Here is a 19,214-nt window from a genome sequence, read left to right as displayed (position 1 = left end):
GGACACAATGACTAACATTCCTAACAAAGTTAATCCAATGGGCGTAGGCGTAGCTGGGCAAATCGCTAAGGGCTTGCATAGCTATTCAGTGCTATTTCATGGCACAGCTAAAGACGATACTGTATGCGTGGGGTGCTTTGTGCAAGCCACAGATAACGACGGCATTGTAAGAGGTGCAAGTGGCAACGCTATTGACCACAAAATCCTAGGCGTAGCGATTAAAGACCATTATGTCAGCGCAACTAAAAACACTGCCATTTACGCGCCTAACGATTTAGTTACATATCTCACTAAAGGCGTGGTATATATCGAAACTAAATCGCCAGCTAAAGTAGGGCAGTATGTATTCCTAAAAAATGATAATGGCACGCTTGCTTTTGATGACGCCAACACAAAAGAGAACCACACCTACACAGGTTTTAGGGTAGCAGTTGGCACAGGCTCTGCGGTTAATACAGCAACAGGCTTTGACATTATCGCAATCATCAGCGAGTAAGGGGGACACAATGAAATTCTTAGACAGCAAAAGAGTAATGGAGCTTAACAAGCTAGGGTATTTAAGAGTGGCAGACGCAACGCCAAACTTCACACCAAACAATATCGGTATGCCAGCAGGCGTGCTCTCACAGGTAAGCGTAGAAGTAGCCGAAACAATTCTAGCTTATAGAAGCGGAGATGAAGCCCTAGGCGGACGCAAAAAGCTACTAGACTGGGAGCAACAAGACTACTACTTGCCACTTGTAGAAAAAACAGGGAGCGTAGAAGCATATAGCGACTATGACGACTCTCTAGCAAGTGGGCTAAATGTAACTTTTGGCAGAACAGGGCATTATGTTTTCAGCACAAGCTACAACATTGGCGAGCGTGAAGCAATGCAACTAGCAAGCGCAAATGTAGGCGAAAACTACTACCTAGAAGCTAGCCTAGAAGCTATTGCAGTAGAGCTTAACCGCGTAGCATTTAATGGCTTTGTTAATAACAACAATAGTTTCCTAGTGCATGGCTTGCTTAACAGCCCAAGTCTAGCAAACTATGAAAACAGCGACAAAAAATTCAGCGAGATGACTTACCAAGAATGCGTGGCATTCTTTGCTAAAGCTATTGCTAAATTGCGCGAGCAAACAGGCAACAACATTCAACGCGGTAGCAAATTGCGTGTAGTAATAGCTAGCAACGCTTTTGACGCCCTTGCGCTTAAATTCACAGACTTGGGTGTGGATGCAGTTAGCGCGCTTATTGACAAGTTTGAAAAGCTAGGTGTAGAGATTACAATCACGCCAGCAATGGAGCTTAATAGCGCAAACGCTAGCCAAGATGTTATCTACTTTATTCTAGAAAACTCACAAGGCGGGCTTAGTGATACAACTACTCTAGGGTATAGCGAGATTGGCAGAATGAGCAATGTGGTGCTAGGAACTACCTATAAGCAACAAAAGGTAAGCGCAGGCACAACAGGCGCGGTTATTTATAAACCAGCTTACATTGTGCGATACACTAACATTTAAGGGGGCTTAATGCTTATCCTACTTAAAACTACCGCAGGGCTAAATGTAGAAACTAGTAAAGGCACGCTAAGCCTTAAGGGCTTTGGCTTGCTTAATGAAGTTTCTAACGAGCTATGGGCGGAGGCTAAAAAATCGCAATGCGTGCGAGATATGCTAGATAATGGCTACATTGTAGAATCTAGCAAAGCCACAGAAAACGCTAAAGCCGACACAATGGCAGAAGTTAGCAACAAGCAGGCAAAAGCTAAAAATCCTAAGGTAGTAAAAGAATAATGGCAGAAGCACACACACAAGCGGATAGCATACCAGCTATTCCGCTAACCCCAGCTACACCAAAAAGCCCGCTACTAGACTTTTTTTTAAGCATATACCCAGAATTTAAGGCTTTGCCAGATAAGGCGCAAATTATTAGTATGTTTAAAAAAATCTCTTTGCTATATCCAAGCTATAAGCCAGCCAAGCCACTAGACACAGAACGCGCCGAGCTTTACCCTTTTGCAATGCTAGTGGCGCATTATTTAGTCATAGGTGGCTATGCCGAGAGCATAGGGCTTAATAAATCTAGTGGGCTAGTAGCTAGCAGTAGCATTGATAGCGTAAGTGTGAGCTACCAGCAAGCCCCAACAAAAGATAGCTTTCAATACTTTTTTAATCAAACACCATACGGGCAGGAATATCTAGCTTATTTAAACACGCAAGCAGGGCTAAGGCTTATAAACAATGCTAACTTTTAACACAAAAGAGCTAAAAAACACAAAGCTTACAAATAAAGAGATAGAAGCACTTATGCAGGGCGCAACGCTAGAAGTAGGCTTTTTTGAAACCGCCACATATCCCAACGGCACACAGGTGGCACAAGTAGCTAAATGGAACGAGCTAGGCACAATTAACACGCCAGCGCGCCCTTTTATGCGCTCATCAGTGGCTAAAAATAAAGATAATTGGCTTAAGCGCATTCCGCACGCATATCAAAGCACGGGAATGGATAATAAAAAGGCTCTTGGCATAGTAGGCGAGCTTATACGCGGGGATATTATTAAAGAGATAACCGCATTCACTACACCGCCAAATGCGCCTAGCACAATCAAGGCAAAGGGTAGCAGTAACCCCTTAATCGATACAGGCTTAATGCGCCGTAGCGTTACATATAGGGTAAGCAAATGAACCTACTACAATCCGCGCTTAATAGTATGCAGGGCTTAATCGCACCGCAAAAGGTAACGATAGAGAGATACACGCTAGCCAATGTGGGGGGCTTTGCTAAAAGCACGCTAGAATCTACAATAGAAACTTACGCGCATATACAAGCAATCACACCAGCAGAGCTAAAAAAATACAGCGACTCCACACTAGATAGCGCGCACTGCTATAAGCTTTATTTCACACACAAGCACGCGGATATACTACATAGCGCAGGGCTTACGCTAGATAATTGCAAAGTGTTTTGGGGTGATAAACAATTAAGCCTGTATGCTATTAGAGATTGGTATATTCTAAATGGCTGGGTGGCAATTTATGCTACAATCACACAAACCAAAAAGGGGGCTTAATGCTAAATATTTACAATAACACAGGGGATAAGCTTACGATTGGCTACTATGAGTTATCGCAAGGGCATAATTGGCTAGATAAAACAATGTGGGCGGATATATCCAAATCACAAGAGGCGCAAGCTCTTATAAAAGAGTGCAAAATTCTAGTAGGCTCATACAATGATTATAGAGTATATTCAAACTTAGTAGATGGGTTGTTTGGCAAAATAAACAACTCAATCATAGACGAGCAAACAGCCGATGACCTAACTAGAGAGCTAGAGAAAACAGAGGAGCAATGGGAAGAGTTAGAATTGCTTGCAGATGACTTTGTAGGCGATATTAGGTTAGGGCAACAGCTAAAGTTTATAAAAGACAATATTCAAGCGTATAAAGATAAACTAGCGCAAGCAATAGCAGACAGGGGGTAAAAAATGCCAATTCTAAATTTAAGTAATAAGGATATTGTAGTAGGCGAGCTAGTAATCCCAGCAGGGACTATGATAGAGGGCGAGCTAGCTCCAGAGCATAGAAGCAAATATTTAGCAGTTAATGATAAAGATATAGCGCATGTTATGAAATGCAAGGAGTTTCTAAAAATCTCTATGTTTTTTGCTAGCGAAGCAACACTAGAAGCACGCATTACTTCAGCACATGAGCGCATTACCATAGCCAAAGAGAGAATCGCGCTAAATGGTATAAGTGAGCAATTAACACCGACAGAAGTTAAACAACTTAAGGCGGATATCACAAAGCAAGCCTCACGCATGAAGCCTTTATTTAAAAGGCTAGATAAAGAGCGCGAAGCACTCCAGCCTAATCACTTAGAAGTTATGGAGCAAATGGCTAGCGGGTTAGAGTTAGATAAACATAACTTTATCATTACAGATATATGTCGCAAGGCAGTAAATTCAATCCGCAAAGAAAAACGCAAAGCACTTCCGCCTAAGATTATTGAAATAGCGGAGATTTATGGCAATGCTTAAGCACCTAATCGCCTGCTTGCAACCCGCCACAGATTTTGAAATAATCGCAGGCGGGACTATGCTACCAATCGACTTCACTAAAGGAACGATTGTAGTAACGCAAATAACTAGCGAAACACTAACGCGCGCGGATAGGTATTTTAGCGATATACAAGACAAGGCTATAATTCAATCTAGCGTGCTAAAAAACACTTATCAGCTAGATTTTTATAAGATAAATCCGCAAGATTTAGATTATATAGAAGCGCATACAGAAGCAGAAAAAATCCGCGAGATTCTTAAAAGCATAGATATAGGCACATATCTAAACGCAAGGGGGGCGGAGATTCTCCCAGCATTTGGCGCAATTAGCTTTTTAACCGACTTTACAGAGCGCAAAGAGCTAGTAAATCGCGCAATGTTTGAGATTCAGCTAATAGTAAGGCGTAATATAGTGCAACAGGTTAATATTTTTGATAAAATTAACCTGCAACAAAACACCATTATAGGAGGGTAAAAATGGCTAAACAAGGCGGTATTCCTTTAGATTGGCTAGTAAATATCACAAGCGCAGGGGTTAGGGACGCGTTTTCTATAAGCAAGCTCCCAACTCTACTAGTAACTAAAGTGGGAGATAACCCAGCAGAGCAGTGGAATAAGTTTTATGACGCGCAAGGCGTGAAAAAAGTATTTGGATACGATAGCGCAAGCGGTGCGTTTGCAGACAATTACTTTGGCTTCACAAGCAAAAAGGCTAGTAAGGCAGATATACTTAGCGTGCTAGTATGGAATGAGAGTGCCACGCAGGCTATGATTAAAGGCGGTATCCCTAGCGATTTAGAAGCACTTAAAAAGCTAAATGGTGGCTTCACTTTTAACGCAAACGGGCAGAGCAAAAATGTTAGTGTAGATTTAACAAGCGCAAATTCTTACACAGATGTGGCTACTAAGCTACAAGAGAAAATCCGCGAGGCTAGAGAGTTTAATAAAGCAGAAGTAAGCTTTAATGCACACACTAAAGGCTTTATTGTAAAAAATGGCACAGCGGGCGCAGATTCTAAAATAGCATTTATATCGCCAGCAACAGAGGGCACAGATATAAGCGAGCAGTTAGGGCTTACAGAAAATGGCGGTGCGGTTATTATCCCAGGCTATAACGCAATCGCTAACTTTGGCGAGCTCTTAACTCTAATTGATGAAACCAATGGCGCATACTATGTCTTAGCCTTTGATTTTGACTTAGGCGATGATGAAACCCTAGCCTTAGCTAAGTTTGTAGATTCAAGTAATGACCGCTACCTTGGCATTGTAAATACAAAAAATGCCAATGTGCTAATCCAAGATTCAGCACTTGACGCGTATAAAGGTTACAACGGCGTTATTTTTGACTATGCGCCAGATAATTCAATCGCAGGCTTTAGCGCAGGCATTATATCCGCGCTAGATTTTAGCCAAACAGGTGGAAACGCAAATATCGCTTTTAATGACGCCACCAAATACGAGAGCGTAGCAATTACTAAGCGTAGCGAGCTAGAGAACCTAAACGCAAACAATGCTAACTCGATTCTAAAATTTGCACAAATAGGGCAAAGTCAAACATGGTATGGCATGGGTAACATTCAAGGCACAAAGACTAACAGTGCAAACATTTACATCTGCAACAGCTACCTAAAATTCCAGCTACAATTTGCATGTGCTAACATGTTTAATGCGCAGGGGTTAGTAGGGCTTAGGGGTGCAAGTAATGAAACTACAATCATGGCTTATTTAGAGAGCGTATTTTTAGGCGCAGTTAAAGCGGGCATTATAATCGAGGGCGCGGAGCTTACTACCACAGAAAAACAAAGCCTAATCTCTAGCTTTGGTGGCGAAAAAGGCGAGACCGCACAGCAACAATGCCACAGACAAGGCTATTATTACATGATAGACAAGACCGACCTAGTTAATCAAACGCTAGGCATTGTGGTGGCATATGTAGCTAATAAGCCAGCTAACAGAATCATTATTAACAATTATATCTTAGGCGCGTAAGGGGGACACAATGGCAACTAACATCAGCACAAACAACCTAGAAATCACGCTTACAATTGGCGTAGTGCCTATTAAGCTAACACACTTTAGCGCAGAGAGCGACCCGTGGGTAAAAGCAAACGACCCCGAACTAGGCGGGAGCGCACGCACTGCAGACGGCAAGCTAGTAATCTGGGGTAAAAACGACTTGCTAAAGAAAACGCTAACACTAAATGGCGGAAGCCCAGAAGCGCACGCGATTATTAACGCATTCCAAGCGCAAATGCGAACAGGCGCAGTGCCTAGCGTAGTTTTGCCAATCACTGCTATTGTTAGCACGGATAGCTATACAGAAACATGTATAGGCGGGATTATAGAAACAGGCGCGGTAAGCTTTGATATAGGGCAATCTAACCTGCTAGATTTAAGCTGGACATTTAGCTTTGAAAAAATCATCACAATTAAAAAATAAGGCGCAGGTAAGCATAAAGGCAAGTTTGCTATAATAGCATTCAATCTTACACAAGGGAGCTAATATGCTACAAGAAGCCTTTAATAACGCATTCTCTTTTGACTTAGAGAATAAAAAAATTACCTTTAAAATGATTTTGTGGCAAGACGCTATAAAAGCGCAAAACGCAATTCACTTGCTAGCCACAAACACGCCAGAAAACATCGATGAGGGTAATAAACGCCTTTTAAACTTAGCATTAAAATATACTAGGGTAGAAACACAAAGCGGGGATATTATAGAATCGCCTACTCTAGAGATTTTTAGCACGCAGTTTGAAAATATTTTTGCCTGCGTAGAATTATCGGCGCAGTTTAGGGATTATGTTTTGGGTTTTTTGCAAAAACTGCCGAGCTTCCAGCGAGCGAGCATACAAGACTAAATCGCCAAGCTCGGCATGCAGTAGATAATATAACCGCCACGCTAGTTTTACACCTTAAGCTAAGCGTTAGGGCGGTGTATGAAATGGATTTAGAAAATGTTATAATCACTTATATGACTATTTATATAGATAGTTATAATCAAAATCTAGCTTATAAGCAGGGGGGCGCGATATGAACGAAACACTAAAGCAATACACAATCGCATTTGGTGTAAATACTAAGCCCCTAGAGCAAGGCATACAAAAGAGCGAGAGCACGCTAAAAAAGTTTGCCAAAACATTTAATGCAATCGCGGCAACCTACTTTAGTTATAAAGTTTTTCAGGGCGTTATAAAAGGCTTTGCAGACTTTAATACTAAGCTAGGGCAGAGCATATCACTTAGCGGATATAGTAGCGAGAATGTAACCGCATTGGGGGGCGCATTAAAGCGATTTGGTGGCGATACAAACTCTGCTATATCTAGCCTTAACTCTCTAAACTCCGCTTTACATGACGCCAAGTTTGGCGGTGGCGCGCTTATAGAAACCGCTAAAAAGTATGGCATAGCATTTACCGATAGCAATGGCAAGCTAATGGATGCAGAAACACTGCTTTACTCACTAGGCAATCAGCTAGGCAAATATGATAAACAAACACGCGTGGCAATAGCAAGCAATTTAGGCTTAGATGAGAGCATAGTAAGAGCCTTTGCTAGTGGCAATGGCGAGCTAAAAAAGCTTATAGATAATCAGCGCAAGTTTGGTGTAATAAGCAAGCAGGACATAAAAATCAGCGACGGGTTTAATAATGCTATTTTAGATTTAAAAGATAGCTTTGCAGGCATTACACGCGCCTTAGCTAGATTTATTTTGCCTATGCTAACCAAGCTTATAAAGCTAGCGACTCAATTTATAGAATTTTTAAAGCGACATAAGCAATTAGTAATCGCATTTTTTGGCGCGCTTTTAATCGCAATGACGCCAATCCTAGCAGTATTCCTAAAAATGGCAATAGCAAGCGCAACTGCATTCGCACCTATTTACGCAGTGGTGGCAGTCGTGGCAGGGATAGCCGCAGTGGTGGAGGATATTTACTACTACTTTATGGGCTGGGATAGCGTTACAGGCGATTTAGTTAAAAGATTCCCAGCGTTAGGCAAGGCGTTAGAATTTATACGCCCCTTAGTTATGGGCATAGCGGATACATTTAGCGCGATTGTGGATTGGATAAAAGACCCCACTTGGGATAAGTTTGTAAATATCTTTAAAGTAGCAGGGGACGCGATTAAAACATACCTTTTAGGCGCGCTAGATTTAGTAAAACAAAGCCTAAGCTGGATATATGATAAGACCATAGGGCTTTTAAGTAAAATGGGTAAATGGATAGGCATAGGTGGCGGAGATACACCAGCCCCAGCCCCAGCAGTAGTCAGCGCAAGCGGTGGCGGGCAGACTAACAACATAACAAACAATGTAACGCAAAATATCACAAGCGCGACACCTAAACAGCTAGCGGATAGTGTTAATTCTCTAGCGGTGGGCAGTATAAACGCGCAGAGACAACAACAAGGGGGCAGGTAATGCCTTTTAGCGTAGCACTCCCAAGCTTATCAAGCGCGCTTAGGGATTTACTCTACCCTATGAAAATCAAGCAAGGTGGCACATTTAACATTCTGCCTTGCGATATAATCGAGTTACATGAAGTAGAATCGTGGGAGATACCAAGCCTGCCTATTGATAGCGGTAGCAATATAAGCGACACGATTTACACCATGCCAAAGACTATAACATGCAGGGTTTATGTTAATACTTTAGAGTATGAGCGATTTAATCAGCAACTGCACAGGTGGCAATTTACTAGCGGGTTTGATATTCAGGGCTTAGATTATCAAACATATAAGGGATACCGCCTTTTAGATAAAAGCGAGCCACAGACCGCGGATACTAGTGGGGCGTATATTATAAATCTAACATTCCAAGAAGTTAGGCTAGTAAAAGCCTTTAGCGCAGGCATAGCAAAGCAAAGCACAGCAAAAGCAGGGTTTAGTAGCAAAGCAAACGCAGGCTCAAAAGCACCTAAATCAGTGCCTAAAAGCGCGCTAAAAACAATTAAAGACAAAGGCATAGGCGGACTGCTAGGGGGTTAAAATGAAGCGCGATATTTTAGTAAATTTTAACAATATAGATAATGTGGCAGAAATCCCTTTAGACAACACGCCTAACATAGAATTTGATATAGGGATAGGTGAAAGAGAGTATAAAATAGAAATCCGCACGCTAGCAGATAATAACACATATATAACAATTAAAAACGATGATAAAACGCTCTGCAACATGGCAAATATAAAATTATGGGTAGATTTAATCTATTTTAGTCAGCTAAATAATGTGGTATTTTTTTTCATGCCAAACGATGATTCTATAAAAGATAATTACAATTATAGTGATTTTAACAATAACATAAGGCTTTACTATGCCACTATTTAAGCGCGCGTATAGGCTAAAGATTCAAGTAGGTGATACGCTAAAAACTTACGATGAGCTAAAAGAAAATTCTAGCGGGCTAAAAATAGATTTTGAAGTAGAATGCTCTGCCAATGCCAATTTTTCAAAAGGCAATATAACTATAAGCGGGCTTAAGCAGAGCGATATAGCTTTAATCGCCACAAACCGCACACCGCAAGGCGATTTTAAACCAAGCAAGGTGGAGCTAGAAGTAGGTTATATCGATAGCCTAAGCTTAATCCTAAGCGGTAACATAACACAAGCAGAAACAAACTTCACAAGCCCAGACCAAACCTTACGCGTGGCGGTTATGAGTGCTTTTGAAACAAGCCAAACGCAGGTAAGCGATAGCGCGCAAAATATCACTTTTAGGGATTTATGCCAAATCGTAGCCAGCAATAATAAGCTAACCTTGCGCTATGACTCTAGCGTGCCAAATAAAGCTATAGGCGATTATAGTTTTAATGGCACACCATACGAGCAAATCCAACGCTTACGAGAGTATATGCCCGATAAGGCAATAATCGCAGTTAGAAATACGATTTTAGATGTGAGCGCAATAGGTGGCAAGGGTGAGAAAAAATTCACGCTAGATTCTAGCAGTGGGCTTTTAGGCGACCCTAGTGTAACCTCTCACGGGTGCGAAGTAAAAATGCTTTTAAACCCCGCGCTTAATGTAAATGATTGGGTGGAGCTAAAAAGCAACAGAATCCCGCAACTTAATTCGCAATACAGAATCCTAGAGTTAAGGCATAGGGGCAGTAACTATGGCGATATATGGGAATCGCATTTAAGTTTGACTAGGTGGTAGTATGCAAACGATAGAAAACCCGATTAAAGCAGGCGAGAGCCAAGATTTAGGCGTGGCAATACAGAATTTAATAAAAGACAATATAAGCGGGCTTAACACTGCTTTTTTAGCTAAAGTGCAAAGCCTAGCAGGCGAGAATAAAGCTAATATATCGCCTATTTTTAAGCGAGAGAACGCAAGTAAAGAAGTAATAATCCCTAATGTTTTAATCGCGCAACCAGCTAGCAAGGGCTGGGCGGTTAGCTATAAAGTAGAAGCAGGCGATATAGGCTTAGCCATAGTTTGCCAAAACGATATAAGCACTTATAAATCTAGCGGGAGCGGTGGCGTAGTAAATACACAGCGCACGCATGATAAAATAGATAGCGTGTTTTTGCCTTTAAGTATGTTTATACAAAAGGCTAGCAAGGGGCTTACACTAACAAACGCAAGCGGGGAGTGTAGCATAGAGCTTTTAGATAGCGGTGTAACAATCAAAGGAGCTAAAATAGCGATAGAAGCAGAAACCGCACCGCTAGAGATAGGCAACGCAGTAGGCACGCTTGGCGCAGTTACAGACGCTATTTTTCAGGCAATGGATTTACTTAGCGCAGGGCTTACAGGACCAACCAGCAACCCTGCCACTTATCTGGGCGGTAAGGGTGCTTTGATAGCGCAAATAAAGCAGATTCTAAAATAAGGGGGTGAGCATGACAACTTTAGCGATAGATTCTAGCAATAACCTACTAGTAGGTAATGAGATAGTTACGCGCATAGACAAAAACGCCCTAATCCAAGATATACGCACGCGCTTAGGTATGTTTAGAAAGGAATATCCATTCGATACAGAGCAGGGCGTGGATTATATAGGGCTTTTTAGTTTAAACGATAGGGCAGAGCTAAAAAATGCTATAATAGCCGAGATTAAAAAAGATGAGCGTGTAGATTCCGCAATTATAAATGATTTAAAATTTATAAGCGGGGTGCTAACAATGAGCATTCAAATAACTACACGGGAGGGGGAGCTTATAAATGTTTAGCGATTCTGCTTTGTGGAGAATGAAGCCAGACAATAGCGGTGTAGAGTTTGCTTTTGCGGATGAGATTATAGAATCATATAACAAGCTATTTTCCCGCATATTCCCTAATATTAACCTAGACCCTAATACGCCACAAGGGCAAATCATCTCTTATTTAGCGGAGCAGGATTTAGCCACCATATCCGCAATTCAAAGCGCGCTAAATTATCAATTCATGGGTGGCAATGGTAGCTTTTTAGATATATGGGCATTTAATAATTACAGAGCTAAACGCAAGCAGGGTGTAAATGGTAGTGTAGTTATAGATATTCAAGGCGTGGCAGGTGCTACAATCAAAAAAGGCTTTAAAGTAGGCACGGCAGACGGGTTATATACCTTTACACTAGATAAAGATATTAAGCTAAATGAAAAAGGCAAGGCGCAAGCTACTTTTATAGCGGATTCTATAAGTGAAAACATTACGCTAAAAAACACAATTACAGAAATCCTTACGCCAGATGTAAATGTGGAGCGAGTTAATAATCCTAACTCTAGCACGGCAGGCATTCTAACAGAGAGTGACTCCGCTTTTTACGCTAGGTGTCAGCAAAAGGGCAGTTTGTTTAAAAATAGTAGCTTTGCAAGCATTCTAGCAAGCGTGGCAAATATAAACGGAGTTAGCAAGCTAGGCGGGTATGAAAACGCCACAGACCAAGAAGTAACAGAGCGCAATTTTCAAATAGACCCGCATAGCTTTGTTATAATCGTGCAAGGTGGCGATGATACAGAAATAGCTAAAACTATAAGCCTAGCTAAACCACCAGGCGCAGGCATGATGGGTGATACAGAAGTTAAGCTAACAATAAATGGCAAGGATATTACATATAAATTCCAGCGCCCACAAGACGCGCCCTTTAAGGTGGAAGTAAATACAATCACAGATAAAAACAGCCCAGATAATTATAAAGAAACAATCAAAAGGGCGGTTATAGAGTATTTTGCGCTTTTAGATATAGGCGCGGATATTACTCAGCCAGCCCTAGCACGCGCGATTATGCAAGTAGCAAATGGCTTTGTGATAAGTGATGTAAAAGTAGGGCGCAAATCTAGCTCGACAGGATACTCTCCTATAAAGCTAAATTTGGCAGAGATAGCTACAATTACAGAAAGCGATATAACGATAGGCTAGCATGTATAACACAGGCACGATTCAATCACAATACGTAGATACAAACATAGCCGAGCTTTTGCATGGCATTAGCGAGATAAAGCAGAAATACATAGGCACGGCTTTAGAGAGCTATAAAAATAGCATGGACTTAACTAAGGCTAGCGGTGTAGTTTTAGATTTATGGGGGCGTTTGCTAGGCTTTAGTAGATACATACCTATAAGCTCAGAGCATGTGCAAACTTTTAAAAACTTTTCATTCTACAATCGCAATTTTTTAAAAGTGAAATTCCACAATAGCGCGGATATAGTTTATACGGGGCTTAGTGATAACGCATACAGGCTAGTGTTGCAGTTATTATTATCAAGCAGAAACATTCAAAGCAATGTGTATAATAGCCACGACTTGGCGCAAGATGTATTCGGCGCAAAAGTAACAATCGGCGATTCAATGGATATGCAATATATCACTTACTATTTTAAAGATGAGCTACCCGCATGGCTTAGCTATATTTTAGGCGAGTTTGAAATATTACCGCGCCCTTGTTGCGTAGGTGCGAAATATGTTAGCGCCGTTAGCAAAAATTTTGGCTTTAAACCAGAGGGCTGGAGTGGCAAAGGTATTACAAGCTTTTGGAATGCTCGCTTTGCAGATGATAGCTTAACTTCACCCCCCCCCCCCCCCCACAGATTTAGAGACACTAAAGCTAACTAAGCTAAATTTACAATTAGGGGAGATTGGCAAAAAAGCTAGATTTGTAGCTATGCCAGAAGCAGAAAACACAGGAAAAGGAGCTTGGATTATAGATTCAGGTGTGCAGGCAGAAAATGTGCTATAATTTAAAAAACGGAGGGCTAACATGGCAATAACACAAGCGCAGATTCTTAAGTATAGTTTTGCAGAAAAAGGCGATAAGCGAGAGATACCAGCAGACGCAAATAGTAAAGGCTTAATGAGCTGGGAGCAAGGCTTTACACTACAATATAGCTTAGACCCAGAGAAAGACGGCTACTACATACCACGCGAGCAATTCAATCAAATGATGTTTGAAATATCGCAAGCGGTTAGAAACCTGCAAATAAACGGCGGGCATTTATGGGATAACGATAGCGCAAACCTTATAGGCGGACACCCAGCAGGTGCTAGGGTTATGGTGCGCTATGATTTATCTACAAATCAAATAATCGAGCAGGATTTAAGTAGCACCGTATCAGGCTTAGTGATGAGTAGCACAATCCCACTCGTGAGTATGAAAGACAAAAACCTAACAAGTCCGTTTGCCACAAATGCGCTTTTCAAAGATTGGTGGATTGATGATGGTGTTAGCTTGTTTGGGATTAAACTAAGCACGCAAAACCCCACTGCTACCGCGTATAAAGTGCCAAGCGGTTATTTAGATTTTGGTGGCGACCCAGCTACCGAGTATCCTTACGAGAATTACCCGCGCGTGAAGTATTTTAAAGATAAAGGCGGTGCTATGCCTAGCTATATCACAGACGGCGGGACATATTTTAAGCTAGTAGATGTGCGTGGCAGATTCCCGCGTATCTTTAGCAATGGTGGGAGCATAGATAGCGGACGCGGTTTCGCAACCCTACAAGGCGACGCTATAAGGAATATAACGGGAACAGCTGCTAGGTTACTTGCTTATGAGACATTACCTAACTTTTTTGATGCTTTTAGAAGAGGCCCTATGTCGCAAAATATCGTTCCTGTTGAAGGCACAATAAATAATAGTGTTAATTTGGTATATGAAGCTAATTTGCAAGTGCCAACTGCCAGCGAAAACAGACCTAACAATTTAAATTTAAAATATTTTATAAAAGTTTAAACTTTAATCCAAAATTTAAGATTAAAGTTATTGGGGCGCACTTCGCCTGCCGTTGAAACTACATTACTGGCTTTAAAATCTACCCAATCTTTGCCTTCTCCAGACGCCGAGCCTCTTTTAGATGATACCCTACTACTAAAAGCTCCACTAGTATTGGGGATACTACAATCGGGGCTAATATGTCCCGTTATATTCCTTATAGCGTCGCCTTGTAGGGTTGCGAAAATGTGCTATAATTGCACCTAGCCTGCTTAGGTAGGCTTTGGCTTGCGTTAGCATATGCGCGCAAGTTTCCCAGCCAAGAGAGCTGGGGTTATCAAAAGGACGCACATGTTTCTAATCACACTACAACGAAAAAAAGAGTATGCCAAAGTAAGCAAGCCAGAGAAAAACGGCAAAACATACAAAGATGAGCCTAGCACAATCGGCGAGCTAAACATAGAAAACGAGAGTGGCGAGATAATTTTCCGCTGTGCGACTTGTGAAAATGGCGGACCAAGCACCGACACACCAAACCAAGATAAACGCATAGTAGCACGCACTTATCAGCTTTATTGGACAGAGTCAAGCGTAGCACTCCCAAAAGAGTGGAAGCCCAAGTGTATCAGCACCTACACAGACGCGCTAGCTAGCCACAAAGGGCGCAGAATCCATATCCATATCGGCAACTACCCCCAGGACACCGAGGGGTGTATCCTGCTAGGTATGCAAGACAATGGCGATGGCACGATAGGTGGAAGCACCATTGCAGTGAGTAATTTCTATTGGATTATCAACAAGCATGGGATTGAAAACTTTAGGCTAGAAGTGAGAGAGATAAAGTAATGAAATCTTTACAAGATTTATCAGTAGTGGTAGTAGGCTTTTTAACCTTTGCTCTCATAGGCTATTTTATCCACACGCTAGCAAGCTACAACTACTGCGAGAGAGAGCTAGACTGCGTAAAAATCCAGCGCGATTCTAGCGGGCTACAACTAAAGGAATGCGACTTTAGAGTATGCAATAATCTCCCAAGCGATGAAGTGCTAAATGGCAAATCAAAGCCCTACGAGCCCCCTACACCACAAGGGCTTAAATAAACAAAACCAACACAAAGGACACACAATGAGAAAACTACTAAGAAAATGGCTAGGAATTGAAACAAACACAGAAGCGATTGTCGCGCTAGGCAAAGGCACAGATATTGGCAAAGTAGCAGAGCTTGAAGCTAGTGTTAAAGAGCTAAAAGGCTTAATCGCTACAATCGTAGGGGGCTTGGATAAAATCACAGATTCTGCTAGCAAGCTAAGTGATATTACTGCCACAAACACAAAAGGCATTGCGGTGCTAAAAGATGAGCTAAATGGCGTAAAAGATATACTAGAGTATCACACCAAAGAGATTGTGGAGCTAAAGAAAAAAGCTACACCTAAGGCAAGCAAAGCTAAATAAAATCGTATGGGGGGGGGCATGGATTTATTTTATAGCATTTTGATAGTGATATGCTTAGGCATAACCGCAGGGCTATTACTATATTTTAAAGCTATTTATAACGATAAAGAAACACGCCAGCGATTAAAAAAAATGCGCTTCGTTTTCCGCTGGTGGCTTATAGGCAAATACCACTGCAAAACTAGCGATAAAACGCTAAAGCTATATCAAGCCCTAAATCGCATATTCTGGGGTGTGGTGCTTATAGGCATGTGTCTAGTAGCAGGCAAATTGGTGGAGGCACTGCAATGGATACTCTAACCGAACTATTCCCAAACATAAACAAATACCTAGAACTTATGCCCGTTATGCTTATGGGCTTACTAAGCGGTGTGGTAAGCTATTTTAATGACGGCTCTGCAGAATCTAAAGTGGCATATAAGCACGCCATTAAAAGCATAGTAACCTGCGCATTCCTTGCGATTCTAGCTTATAGCATACTAAGCGCGACAGACTTGCCTTACCTTGCAAAAGTCGGTATATCTTGCGCGATAGGTTACTTTGGCATAGATAAAGCAATAGAGTTGGTGCAAAAGATAATCGCACTTAAGGGCGCACGCACCACAGAGCAGGTAGATAAAAAAGGGGATACAAATGCTAAATAGACTTAGTAAAGATAGCAAGTATAAAATAACTAGGTTTATAGTCATTCTGCTTTTTATGTTAAGCGTGGCGCAAAATGTAGATTTTTACCTAAAATATCAAAGGTTACAAGAGCTTTATGTAGAATCCATTGCTAATGTAAATATAAAGCCCGCCCAAGCAGAAAGTCAGGAATATAAAAACCTTAACATAGAAGTCGCCAAAGACATAAACAAAAAGGCAAGCGACCTAAACACAAAGGGCATTATAGGCGATGATGAACTTAGCGCGGTAACAGAATCCGCGTTTAATCAAACAATCGCCAACCCTTGATTATTTAAAATTTTTAGATAAAATACACCGCGCCGATGGCAACAGGTCGGCGTCATACTTACTTCTTTTCTCTTTTCACTACACACACCGCCCTTAAAAAACTCCTTAGTATCCTTTTGCAGAAACCAGCTAAGGGCGGTTTTATATTTATATACAAAAACTTAAGCATTATATAAGATTATTTTATATATAATTACAAATATCTAAAGCAAAAGGAGCTAACATGTATAACCCACACAACGAAACACACGACAGAATAATAGAGCTGGCAGTAGAAGCAAAGCAAAACGAGTTTTACGAAGCCCTAGAGAAACTTGCCCCGCTACTAAAAACCGATGATGACAAAGACGATAGCTATATCGAGTTTTTAGCAAGCGCAGGCGATTTACACATAATTATCGCTGATGAAAAAGGCGTGTATGGCGGGCTAGTTGGCATTGATGACCTAGAGTTTGAGTTTAATAATGTAAGCCCATACGCAAACGCTAGCGAGATTGTATCAGGCATTTATGAGCAAATCGAGCATAATATTTGGAAATGGGGCTGGGAGAATGCCGATGAGATTATAGAGAGCGTGCTAACATGCTACTAAGCTCCACCCCTTTATCTAAAAGGCTATACGCTTACTCACACATAGCAAACGAGTATCACAAAGCCTTTAATAAACGACCGCGCGGGATTGCTCGCAATAAAACCATAGGGCTAGCTATAAGCAATCTTGGCATTAAGATAAAGCTAGGCAAAGGTAAATCCCCGCTTTTATCAGCAGATATATGGCAAGCTATAAAAGTAGAAATGCAAAGGGCGCGCACTTTAGTAATAAAAAAGCACGGCACAATCTGCGCTATAGATTATTTTTTTGATAACCTAGAATCCATACACGCGCGAGACCAAGAGCTAAGGGAGAATATCGCAAAGCTACTAAAGCCAGATAACGGCAGGCAATTTATTCTTACATGGATATTCAAAGACCCGCAAATCGTGCAAGGCATTTATCGCAGGGTGGCAAACGATATTTTCTATAATTTAACATGTGCAAGCGCATACAGGGCTTTACAATGCGAGAATAAAACAATCCGCCTATTCCTAAAAAATAATCTAGGCTTTACTACAATCAACACTAGGCGCAGGGTAGCTACAGAATCACAGCTACACGCTTTATTGTGGCTTTTTAAGTATTACCAGCGCAATCAAACTAGTAAGAGTATTAAAGACGCGGATTATTATAAAGTAGGCATTCACCAGCTAGAGAGATTCTTAGGCGATATGGATTATCATATTAAGCGATACGATTTAGAGTATAAGGACAATCACATTTACAGGAGTATTTGGCTATGAGCGCATTCGAGTTAATTAAGTTAGGGCGTATGCTACACCATGCGGGCATTGTGAGCAGGGAAAAAGACACCATGGATTTAATGATGATTCTGCCAGACGGCTACGAGCTAGATATAATAAAATTCACCGAGCTACTAAAAGCACGCTATGGATACGATTGGGAAACATCGCCAGAATCTCTAGAATCTTTTATGATAAGACAATTTGGCGAGAGCTTCACGGCAGAATTTAAGCGCATAGCTATTTAATATTTACAAAACTATTATATAATTAAAGCATCGATTAAGATTTTTGACTCTGTAGGGGAGTGTGGAACTTAATCGATACCACTGCATTCTAATAAGCGGATTCTACAAGGCTTGCGAAGTGCCTAACGCTAGTCCGCTTTTTAGAGTGTAGAGACTCTAAGTTGTATTAAGGGGTGGCTCATAAGCCTTGCTAGGTGCTTACTCTACACCCCTTTATAGAGCTTAGAGCAAAATAGAGTGAAACCTAGCAAACTTCACTACTACTAAGCTACTTTTTTCTGCTGAAAGCATTCATATGCAAGATTTAACATTGTTTAACACGGATACAGCAAGCGTGCAGTTATTTAATTGCAACTTAGGGCAAGTGCGAGTCATTATAGAAAATGGCGAGCCTTTATTTTGTTTGGCGGATTTGGCTTATAGCTTAGAATTGACAAATCCAGCAAATGTAAAAATATCGATAGACATGGAGTTTGACAAAGGGGGTAAGTTTAACATATACCCTTTACAAACAAAGGGCGGAGCGCAAAATTTCACTTTTATAAACGAGAGCGAGCTTTACTTTGTGCTTATGCGAAGTCGAAGCGCAAAGGCAAAGCCCTTTAGACAATGGCTAACAAAAGAAGTATTGCCTAGCATACGCAAAACAGGCTCATATCAAGTGGCACAAAAGCCAGCGATTCCACAAACATACGCAGAAGCATTACTAGAAGCTGGCAGACTTGCGTTAGAAAATGAGAAGCTACAAGCGCAAGCGATAGAGAACGCGCCAAAGGTGCTAGCGTGCGATAGGCTCTTAGACTCTAGCGACTCTTTAGACTTTATGGCTTTTAGTAAGATTATAGGCATAGGCAGAAGCAAGCTATTTTCAACGCTAAGGGAGATGAGCATACTGCTGGCAAATAATATACCCTACCAGCGTTATATCGATAGGGGATATTTTAGAGTGGTAGAATCCACATTTAACAAAGGAAGCAAGACCAAAATTTACAGCAAAACTACAATCACGCCAAAAGGGCAAGTATGGCTAGCAAATAAGCTTAA

The 19,214-nt window shown here is 41.3% G+C and carries 31 protein-coding genes; all 31 read left to right on the top strand.

From position 1 onward, the window contains the following. Positions 1–7 precede the first annotated feature (7 nt). A complete protein-coding gene (locus tag Q0171_RS04615) occupies positions 8–496 on the top strand; it encodes a hypothetical protein (protein WP_299327263.1) in 489 nt (162 codons plus the stop codon). Between the two features lie 10 nt (positions 497–506). Then, the gene (locus Q0171_RS04610; protein ID WP_299327261.1) at positions 507–1,505 is read left to right on the top strand and encodes a major capsid family protein; all 999 of its coding nucleotides are present in this window, start codon (positions 507–509) and stop codon (positions 1,503–1,505) included. 9 nt (positions 1,506–1,514) lie between these two features. Further along, positions 1,515–1,778, top strand: a complete 264-nt coding sequence (locus Q0171_RS04605) for a hypothetical protein (RefSeq protein WP_299327259.1) — start codon at positions 1,515–1,517, stop codon at positions 1,776–1,778. After that, positions 1,778–2,239: a DUF4054 domain-containing protein gene (locus Q0171_RS04600; RefSeq protein WP_299327257.1), complete on the top strand. Its 462-nt coding sequence runs from the start codon at positions 1,778–1,780 to the stop codon at positions 2,237–2,239. Before Q0171_RS04605 ends, Q0171_RS04600 begins: the two co-directional genes overlap by 1 nt. After that, positions 2,226–2,669, top strand: a complete 444-nt coding sequence (locus tag Q0171_RS04595; RefSeq protein WP_299327255.1) for a hypothetical protein — start codon at positions 2,226–2,228, stop codon at positions 2,667–2,669. Before Q0171_RS04600 ends, Q0171_RS04595 begins: the two co-directional genes overlap by 14 nt. Further along, the gene (locus tag Q0171_RS04590; RefSeq protein ID WP_299327253.1) at positions 2,666–3,055 is read left to right on the top strand and encodes a hypothetical protein; all 390 of its coding nucleotides are present in this window, start codon (positions 2,666–2,668) and stop codon (positions 3,053–3,055) included. Before Q0171_RS04595 ends, Q0171_RS04590 begins: the two co-directional genes overlap by 4 nt. Continuing rightward, complete coding sequence (locus Q0171_RS04585; RefSeq protein ID WP_299327251.1) at positions 3,055–3,468, top strand: hypothetical protein; 414 nt, start codon at positions 3,055–3,057, stop codon at positions 3,466–3,468. Before Q0171_RS04590 ends, Q0171_RS04585 begins: the two co-directional genes overlap by 1 nt. A 3-nt stretch (positions 3,469–3,471) precedes the next feature. Continuing rightward, positions 3,472–4,023, top strand: coding sequence for a hypothetical protein (locus Q0171_RS04580; RefSeq protein ID WP_299327249.1), 552 nt, complete (start codon positions 3,472–3,474; stop codon positions 4,021–4,023). Then, complete coding sequence (locus Q0171_RS04575) at positions 4,010–4,519, top strand: hypothetical protein (protein ID WP_299327247.1); 510 nt, start codon at positions 4,010–4,012, stop codon at positions 4,517–4,519. Before Q0171_RS04580 ends, Q0171_RS04575 begins: the two co-directional genes overlap by 14 nt. A 2-nt stretch (positions 4,520–4,521) precedes the next feature. Next, on the top strand, positions 4,522–6,033 hold the full coding sequence (locus Q0171_RS04570; protein WP_299327245.1) for a DUF3383 family protein: 1,512 nt from the start codon (positions 4,522–4,524) through the stop codon (positions 6,031–6,033). Positions 6,034–6,043: 10 nt separating this feature from the next. Beyond that, the gene (locus Q0171_RS04565; protein WP_299327243.1) at positions 6,044–6,484 is read left to right on the top strand and encodes a hypothetical protein; all 441 of its coding nucleotides are present in this window, start codon (positions 6,044–6,046) and stop codon (positions 6,482–6,484) included. 64 nt (positions 6,485–6,548) lie between these two features. Then, positions 6,549–6,905: a hypothetical protein gene (locus Q0171_RS04560; protein WP_299327241.1), complete on the top strand. Its 357-nt coding sequence runs from the start codon at positions 6,549–6,551 to the stop codon at positions 6,903–6,905. A gap of 172 nt (positions 6,906–7,077) precedes the next feature. Then, a complete protein-coding gene (locus tag Q0171_RS04555) occupies positions 7,078–8,466 on the top strand; it encodes a phage tail tape measure protein (RefSeq protein ID WP_299327239.1) in 1,389 nt (462 codons plus the stop codon). Then, a complete protein-coding gene (locus tag Q0171_RS04550; protein WP_299327237.1) occupies positions 8,466–9,032 on the top strand; it encodes a phage baseplate protein in 567 nt (188 codons plus the stop codon). The genes Q0171_RS04555 and Q0171_RS04550 overlap by 1 nt, the downstream gene beginning before the upstream one ends. Before the next feature lies 1 nt (position 9,033). After that, complete coding sequence (locus Q0171_RS04545) at positions 9,034–9,372, top strand: hypothetical protein (RefSeq protein WP_299327235.1); 339 nt, start codon at positions 9,034–9,036, stop codon at positions 9,370–9,372. After that, a complete protein-coding gene (locus tag Q0171_RS04540) occupies positions 9,359–10,201 on the top strand; it encodes a hypothetical protein (protein WP_299327233.1) in 843 nt (280 codons plus the stop codon). Before Q0171_RS04545 ends, Q0171_RS04540 begins: the two co-directional genes overlap by 14 nt. 1 nt (position 10,202) lies before the next feature. Then, complete coding sequence (locus tag Q0171_RS04535) at positions 10,203–10,880, top strand: hypothetical protein (protein ID WP_299327231.1); 678 nt, start codon at positions 10,203–10,205, stop codon at positions 10,878–10,880. Between the two features lie 10 nt (positions 10,881–10,890). After that, positions 10,891–11,220, top strand: coding sequence for a hypothetical protein (locus tag Q0171_RS04530; RefSeq protein ID WP_299327229.1), 330 nt, complete (start codon positions 10,891–10,893; stop codon positions 11,218–11,220). Next, on the top strand, positions 11,213–12,388 hold the full coding sequence (locus Q0171_RS04525) for a baseplate J/gp47 family protein (protein WP_299327227.1): 1,176 nt from the start codon (positions 11,213–11,215) through the stop codon (positions 12,386–12,388). The genes Q0171_RS04530 and Q0171_RS04525 overlap by 8 nt, the downstream gene beginning before the upstream one ends. Position 12,389: 1 nt before the next feature. Then, the gene (locus Q0171_RS04520) at positions 12,390–13,082 is read left to right on the top strand and encodes a DUF2612 domain-containing protein (RefSeq protein WP_299327225.1); all 693 of its coding nucleotides are present in this window, start codon (positions 12,390–12,392) and stop codon (positions 13,080–13,082) included. Positions 13,083–13,227: 145 nt separating this feature from the next. Next, positions 13,228–14,199, top strand: coding sequence for a hypothetical protein (locus Q0171_RS04515; protein ID WP_299327223.1), 972 nt, complete (start codon positions 13,228–13,230; stop codon positions 14,197–14,199). A gap of 330 nt (positions 14,200–14,529) precedes the next feature. Further along, on the top strand, positions 14,530–15,024 hold the full coding sequence (locus tag Q0171_RS04510) for a DUF5675 family protein (protein ID WP_299327221.1): 495 nt from the start codon (positions 14,530–14,532) through the stop codon (positions 15,022–15,024). Continuing rightward, positions 15,024–15,278, top strand: coding sequence for a hypothetical protein (locus Q0171_RS04505; protein ID WP_299327219.1), 255 nt, complete (start codon positions 15,024–15,026; stop codon positions 15,276–15,278). Before Q0171_RS04510 ends, Q0171_RS04505 begins: the two co-directional genes overlap by 1 nt. A gap of 25 nt (positions 15,279–15,303) precedes the next feature. Beyond that, positions 15,304–15,630, top strand: a complete 327-nt coding sequence (locus tag Q0171_RS04500; RefSeq protein ID WP_299327217.1) for a hypothetical protein — start codon at positions 15,304–15,306, stop codon at positions 15,628–15,630. 18 nt (positions 15,631–15,648) lie between these two features. Then, complete coding sequence (locus tag Q0171_RS04495; RefSeq protein ID WP_299327215.1) at positions 15,649–15,930, top strand: hypothetical protein; 282 nt, start codon at positions 15,649–15,651, stop codon at positions 15,928–15,930. Then, positions 15,918–16,274 carry a phage holin family protein gene (locus tag Q0171_RS04490; protein WP_299327213.1) on the top strand — a complete coding sequence of 119 codons (357 nt, stop codon included), beginning with the start codon at positions 15,918–15,920 and terminating at the stop codon, positions 16,272–16,274. Before Q0171_RS04495 ends, Q0171_RS04490 begins: the two co-directional genes overlap by 13 nt. Next, positions 16,264–16,584, top strand: coding sequence for a hypothetical protein (locus tag Q0171_RS04485; RefSeq protein ID WP_299327211.1), 321 nt, complete (start codon positions 16,264–16,266; stop codon positions 16,582–16,584). Before Q0171_RS04490 ends, Q0171_RS04485 begins: the two co-directional genes overlap by 11 nt. A 223-nt stretch (positions 16,585–16,807) precedes the next feature. Further along, complete coding sequence (locus Q0171_RS04480) at positions 16,808–17,176, top strand: hypothetical protein (protein WP_299327209.1); 369 nt, start codon at positions 16,808–16,810, stop codon at positions 17,174–17,176. After that, on the top strand, positions 17,167–17,922 hold the full coding sequence (locus tag Q0171_RS04475) for a hypothetical protein (protein ID WP_299327207.1): 756 nt from the start codon (positions 17,167–17,169) through the stop codon (positions 17,920–17,922). Before Q0171_RS04480 ends, Q0171_RS04475 begins: the two co-directional genes overlap by 10 nt. After that, a complete protein-coding gene (locus tag Q0171_RS04470) occupies positions 17,919–18,170 on the top strand; it encodes a hypothetical protein (RefSeq protein WP_299327205.1) in 252 nt (83 codons plus the stop codon). The genes Q0171_RS04475 and Q0171_RS04470 overlap by 4 nt, the downstream gene beginning before the upstream one ends. 295 nt (positions 18,171–18,465) lie before the next feature. After that, positions 18,466–19,214: phage antirepressor KilAC domain-containing protein (locus Q0171_RS04465; RefSeq protein WP_299327203.1), on the top strand; the 749-nt coding region annotated here is incomplete at its 3' end.

Source organism: uncultured Helicobacter sp. (assembly GCF_937906905.1).
Classification (GTDB): domain Bacteria; phylum Campylobacterota; class Campylobacteria; order Campylobacterales; family Helicobacteraceae; genus Helicobacter_B.
Note: the sequence above shows the minus strand (reverse complement) of the source record. Positions and strands in the feature narration are given on the sequence as shown.

What these genes read in the sequence shown, in the direction of transcription:
- Q0171_RS04615 (WP_299327263.1), top strand. Translation starts at nt 8, where the DNA reads ATGACTAACATTCCTAACAAAGTTAATCCAATGGGCGTAGGCGTAGCT.
- Q0171_RS04610 (WP_299327261.1), top strand. Translation starts at nt 507, where the DNA reads ATGAAATTCTTAGACAGCAAAAGAGTAATGGAGCTTAACAAGCTAGGG.
- Q0171_RS04605 (WP_299327259.1), top strand. Translation starts at nt 1,515, where the DNA reads ATGCTTATCCTACTTAAAACTACCGCAGGGCTAAATGTAGAAACTAGT.
- Q0171_RS04600 (WP_299327257.1), top strand. Translation starts at nt 1,778, where the DNA reads ATGGCAGAAGCACACACACAAGCGGATAGCATACCAGCTATTCCGCTA.
- Q0171_RS04595 (WP_299327255.1), top strand. Translation starts at nt 2,226, where the DNA reads ATGCTAACTTTTAACACAAAAGAGCTAAAAAACACAAAGCTTACAAAT.
- Q0171_RS04590 (WP_299327253.1), top strand. Translation starts at nt 2,666, where the DNA reads ATGAACCTACTACAATCCGCGCTTAATAGTATGCAGGGCTTAATCGCA.
- Q0171_RS04585 (WP_299327251.1), top strand. Translation starts at nt 3,055, where the DNA reads ATGCTAAATATTTACAATAACACAGGGGATAAGCTTACGATTGGCTAC.
- Q0171_RS04580 (WP_299327249.1), top strand. Translation starts at nt 3,472, where the DNA reads ATGCCAATTCTAAATTTAAGTAATAAGGATATTGTAGTAGGCGAGCTA.
- Q0171_RS04575 (WP_299327247.1), top strand. Translation starts at nt 4,010, where the DNA reads ATGGCAATGCTTAAGCACCTAATCGCCTGCTTGCAACCCGCCACAGAT.
- Q0171_RS04570 (WP_299327245.1), top strand. Translation starts at nt 4,522, where the DNA reads ATGGCTAAACAAGGCGGTATTCCTTTAGATTGGCTAGTAAATATCACA.
- Q0171_RS04565 (WP_299327243.1), top strand. Translation starts at nt 6,044, where the DNA reads ATGGCAACTAACATCAGCACAAACAACCTAGAAATCACGCTTACAATT.
- Q0171_RS04560 (WP_299327241.1), top strand. Translation starts at nt 6,549, where the DNA reads ATGCTACAAGAAGCCTTTAATAACGCATTCTCTTTTGACTTAGAGAAT.
- Q0171_RS04555 (WP_299327239.1), top strand. Translation starts at nt 7,078, where the DNA reads ATGAACGAAACACTAAAGCAATACACAATCGCATTTGGTGTAAATACT.
- Q0171_RS04550 (WP_299327237.1), top strand. Translation starts at nt 8,466, where the DNA reads ATGCCTTTTAGCGTAGCACTCCCAAGCTTATCAAGCGCGCTTAGGGAT.
- Q0171_RS04545 (WP_299327235.1), top strand. Translation starts at nt 9,034, where the DNA reads ATGAAGCGCGATATTTTAGTAAATTTTAACAATATAGATAATGTGGCA.
- Q0171_RS04540 (WP_299327233.1), top strand. Translation starts at nt 9,359, where the DNA reads ATGCCACTATTTAAGCGCGCGTATAGGCTAAAGATTCAAGTAGGTGAT.
- Q0171_RS04535 (WP_299327231.1), top strand. Translation starts at nt 10,203, where the DNA reads ATGCAAACGATAGAAAACCCGATTAAAGCAGGCGAGAGCCAAGATTTA.
- Q0171_RS04530 (WP_299327229.1), top strand. Translation starts at nt 10,891, where the DNA reads ATGACAACTTTAGCGATAGATTCTAGCAATAACCTACTAGTAGGTAAT.
- Q0171_RS04525 (WP_299327227.1), top strand. Translation starts at nt 11,213, where the DNA reads ATGTTTAGCGATTCTGCTTTGTGGAGAATGAAGCCAGACAATAGCGGT.
- Q0171_RS04520 (WP_299327225.1), top strand. Translation starts at nt 12,390, where the DNA reads ATGTATAACACAGGCACGATTCAATCACAATACGTAGATACAAACATA.
- Q0171_RS04515 (WP_299327223.1), top strand. Translation starts at nt 13,228, where the DNA reads ATGGCAATAACACAAGCGCAGATTCTTAAGTATAGTTTTGCAGAAAAA.
- Q0171_RS04510 (WP_299327221.1), top strand. Translation starts at nt 14,530, where the DNA reads ATGTTTCTAATCACACTACAACGAAAAAAAGAGTATGCCAAAGTAAGC.
- Q0171_RS04505 (WP_299327219.1), top strand. Translation starts at nt 15,024, where the DNA reads ATGAAATCTTTACAAGATTTATCAGTAGTGGTAGTAGGCTTTTTAACC.
- Q0171_RS04500 (WP_299327217.1), top strand. Translation starts at nt 15,304, where the DNA reads ATGAGAAAACTACTAAGAAAATGGCTAGGAATTGAAACAAACACAGAA.
- Q0171_RS04495 (WP_299327215.1), top strand. Translation starts at nt 15,649, where the DNA reads ATGGATTTATTTTATAGCATTTTGATAGTGATATGCTTAGGCATAACC.
- Q0171_RS04490 (WP_299327213.1), top strand. Translation starts at nt 15,918, where the DNA reads ATGGATACTCTAACCGAACTATTCCCAAACATAAACAAATACCTAGAA.
- Q0171_RS04485 (WP_299327211.1), top strand. Translation starts at nt 16,264, where the DNA reads ATGCTAAATAGACTTAGTAAAGATAGCAAGTATAAAATAACTAGGTTT.
- Q0171_RS04480 (WP_299327209.1), top strand. Translation starts at nt 16,808, where the DNA reads ATGTATAACCCACACAACGAAACACACGACAGAATAATAGAGCTGGCA.
- Q0171_RS04475 (WP_299327207.1), top strand. Translation starts at nt 17,167, where the DNA reads ATGCTACTAAGCTCCACCCCTTTATCTAAAAGGCTATACGCTTACTCA.
- Q0171_RS04470 (WP_299327205.1), top strand. Translation starts at nt 17,919, where the DNA reads ATGAGCGCATTCGAGTTAATTAAGTTAGGGCGTATGCTACACCATGCG.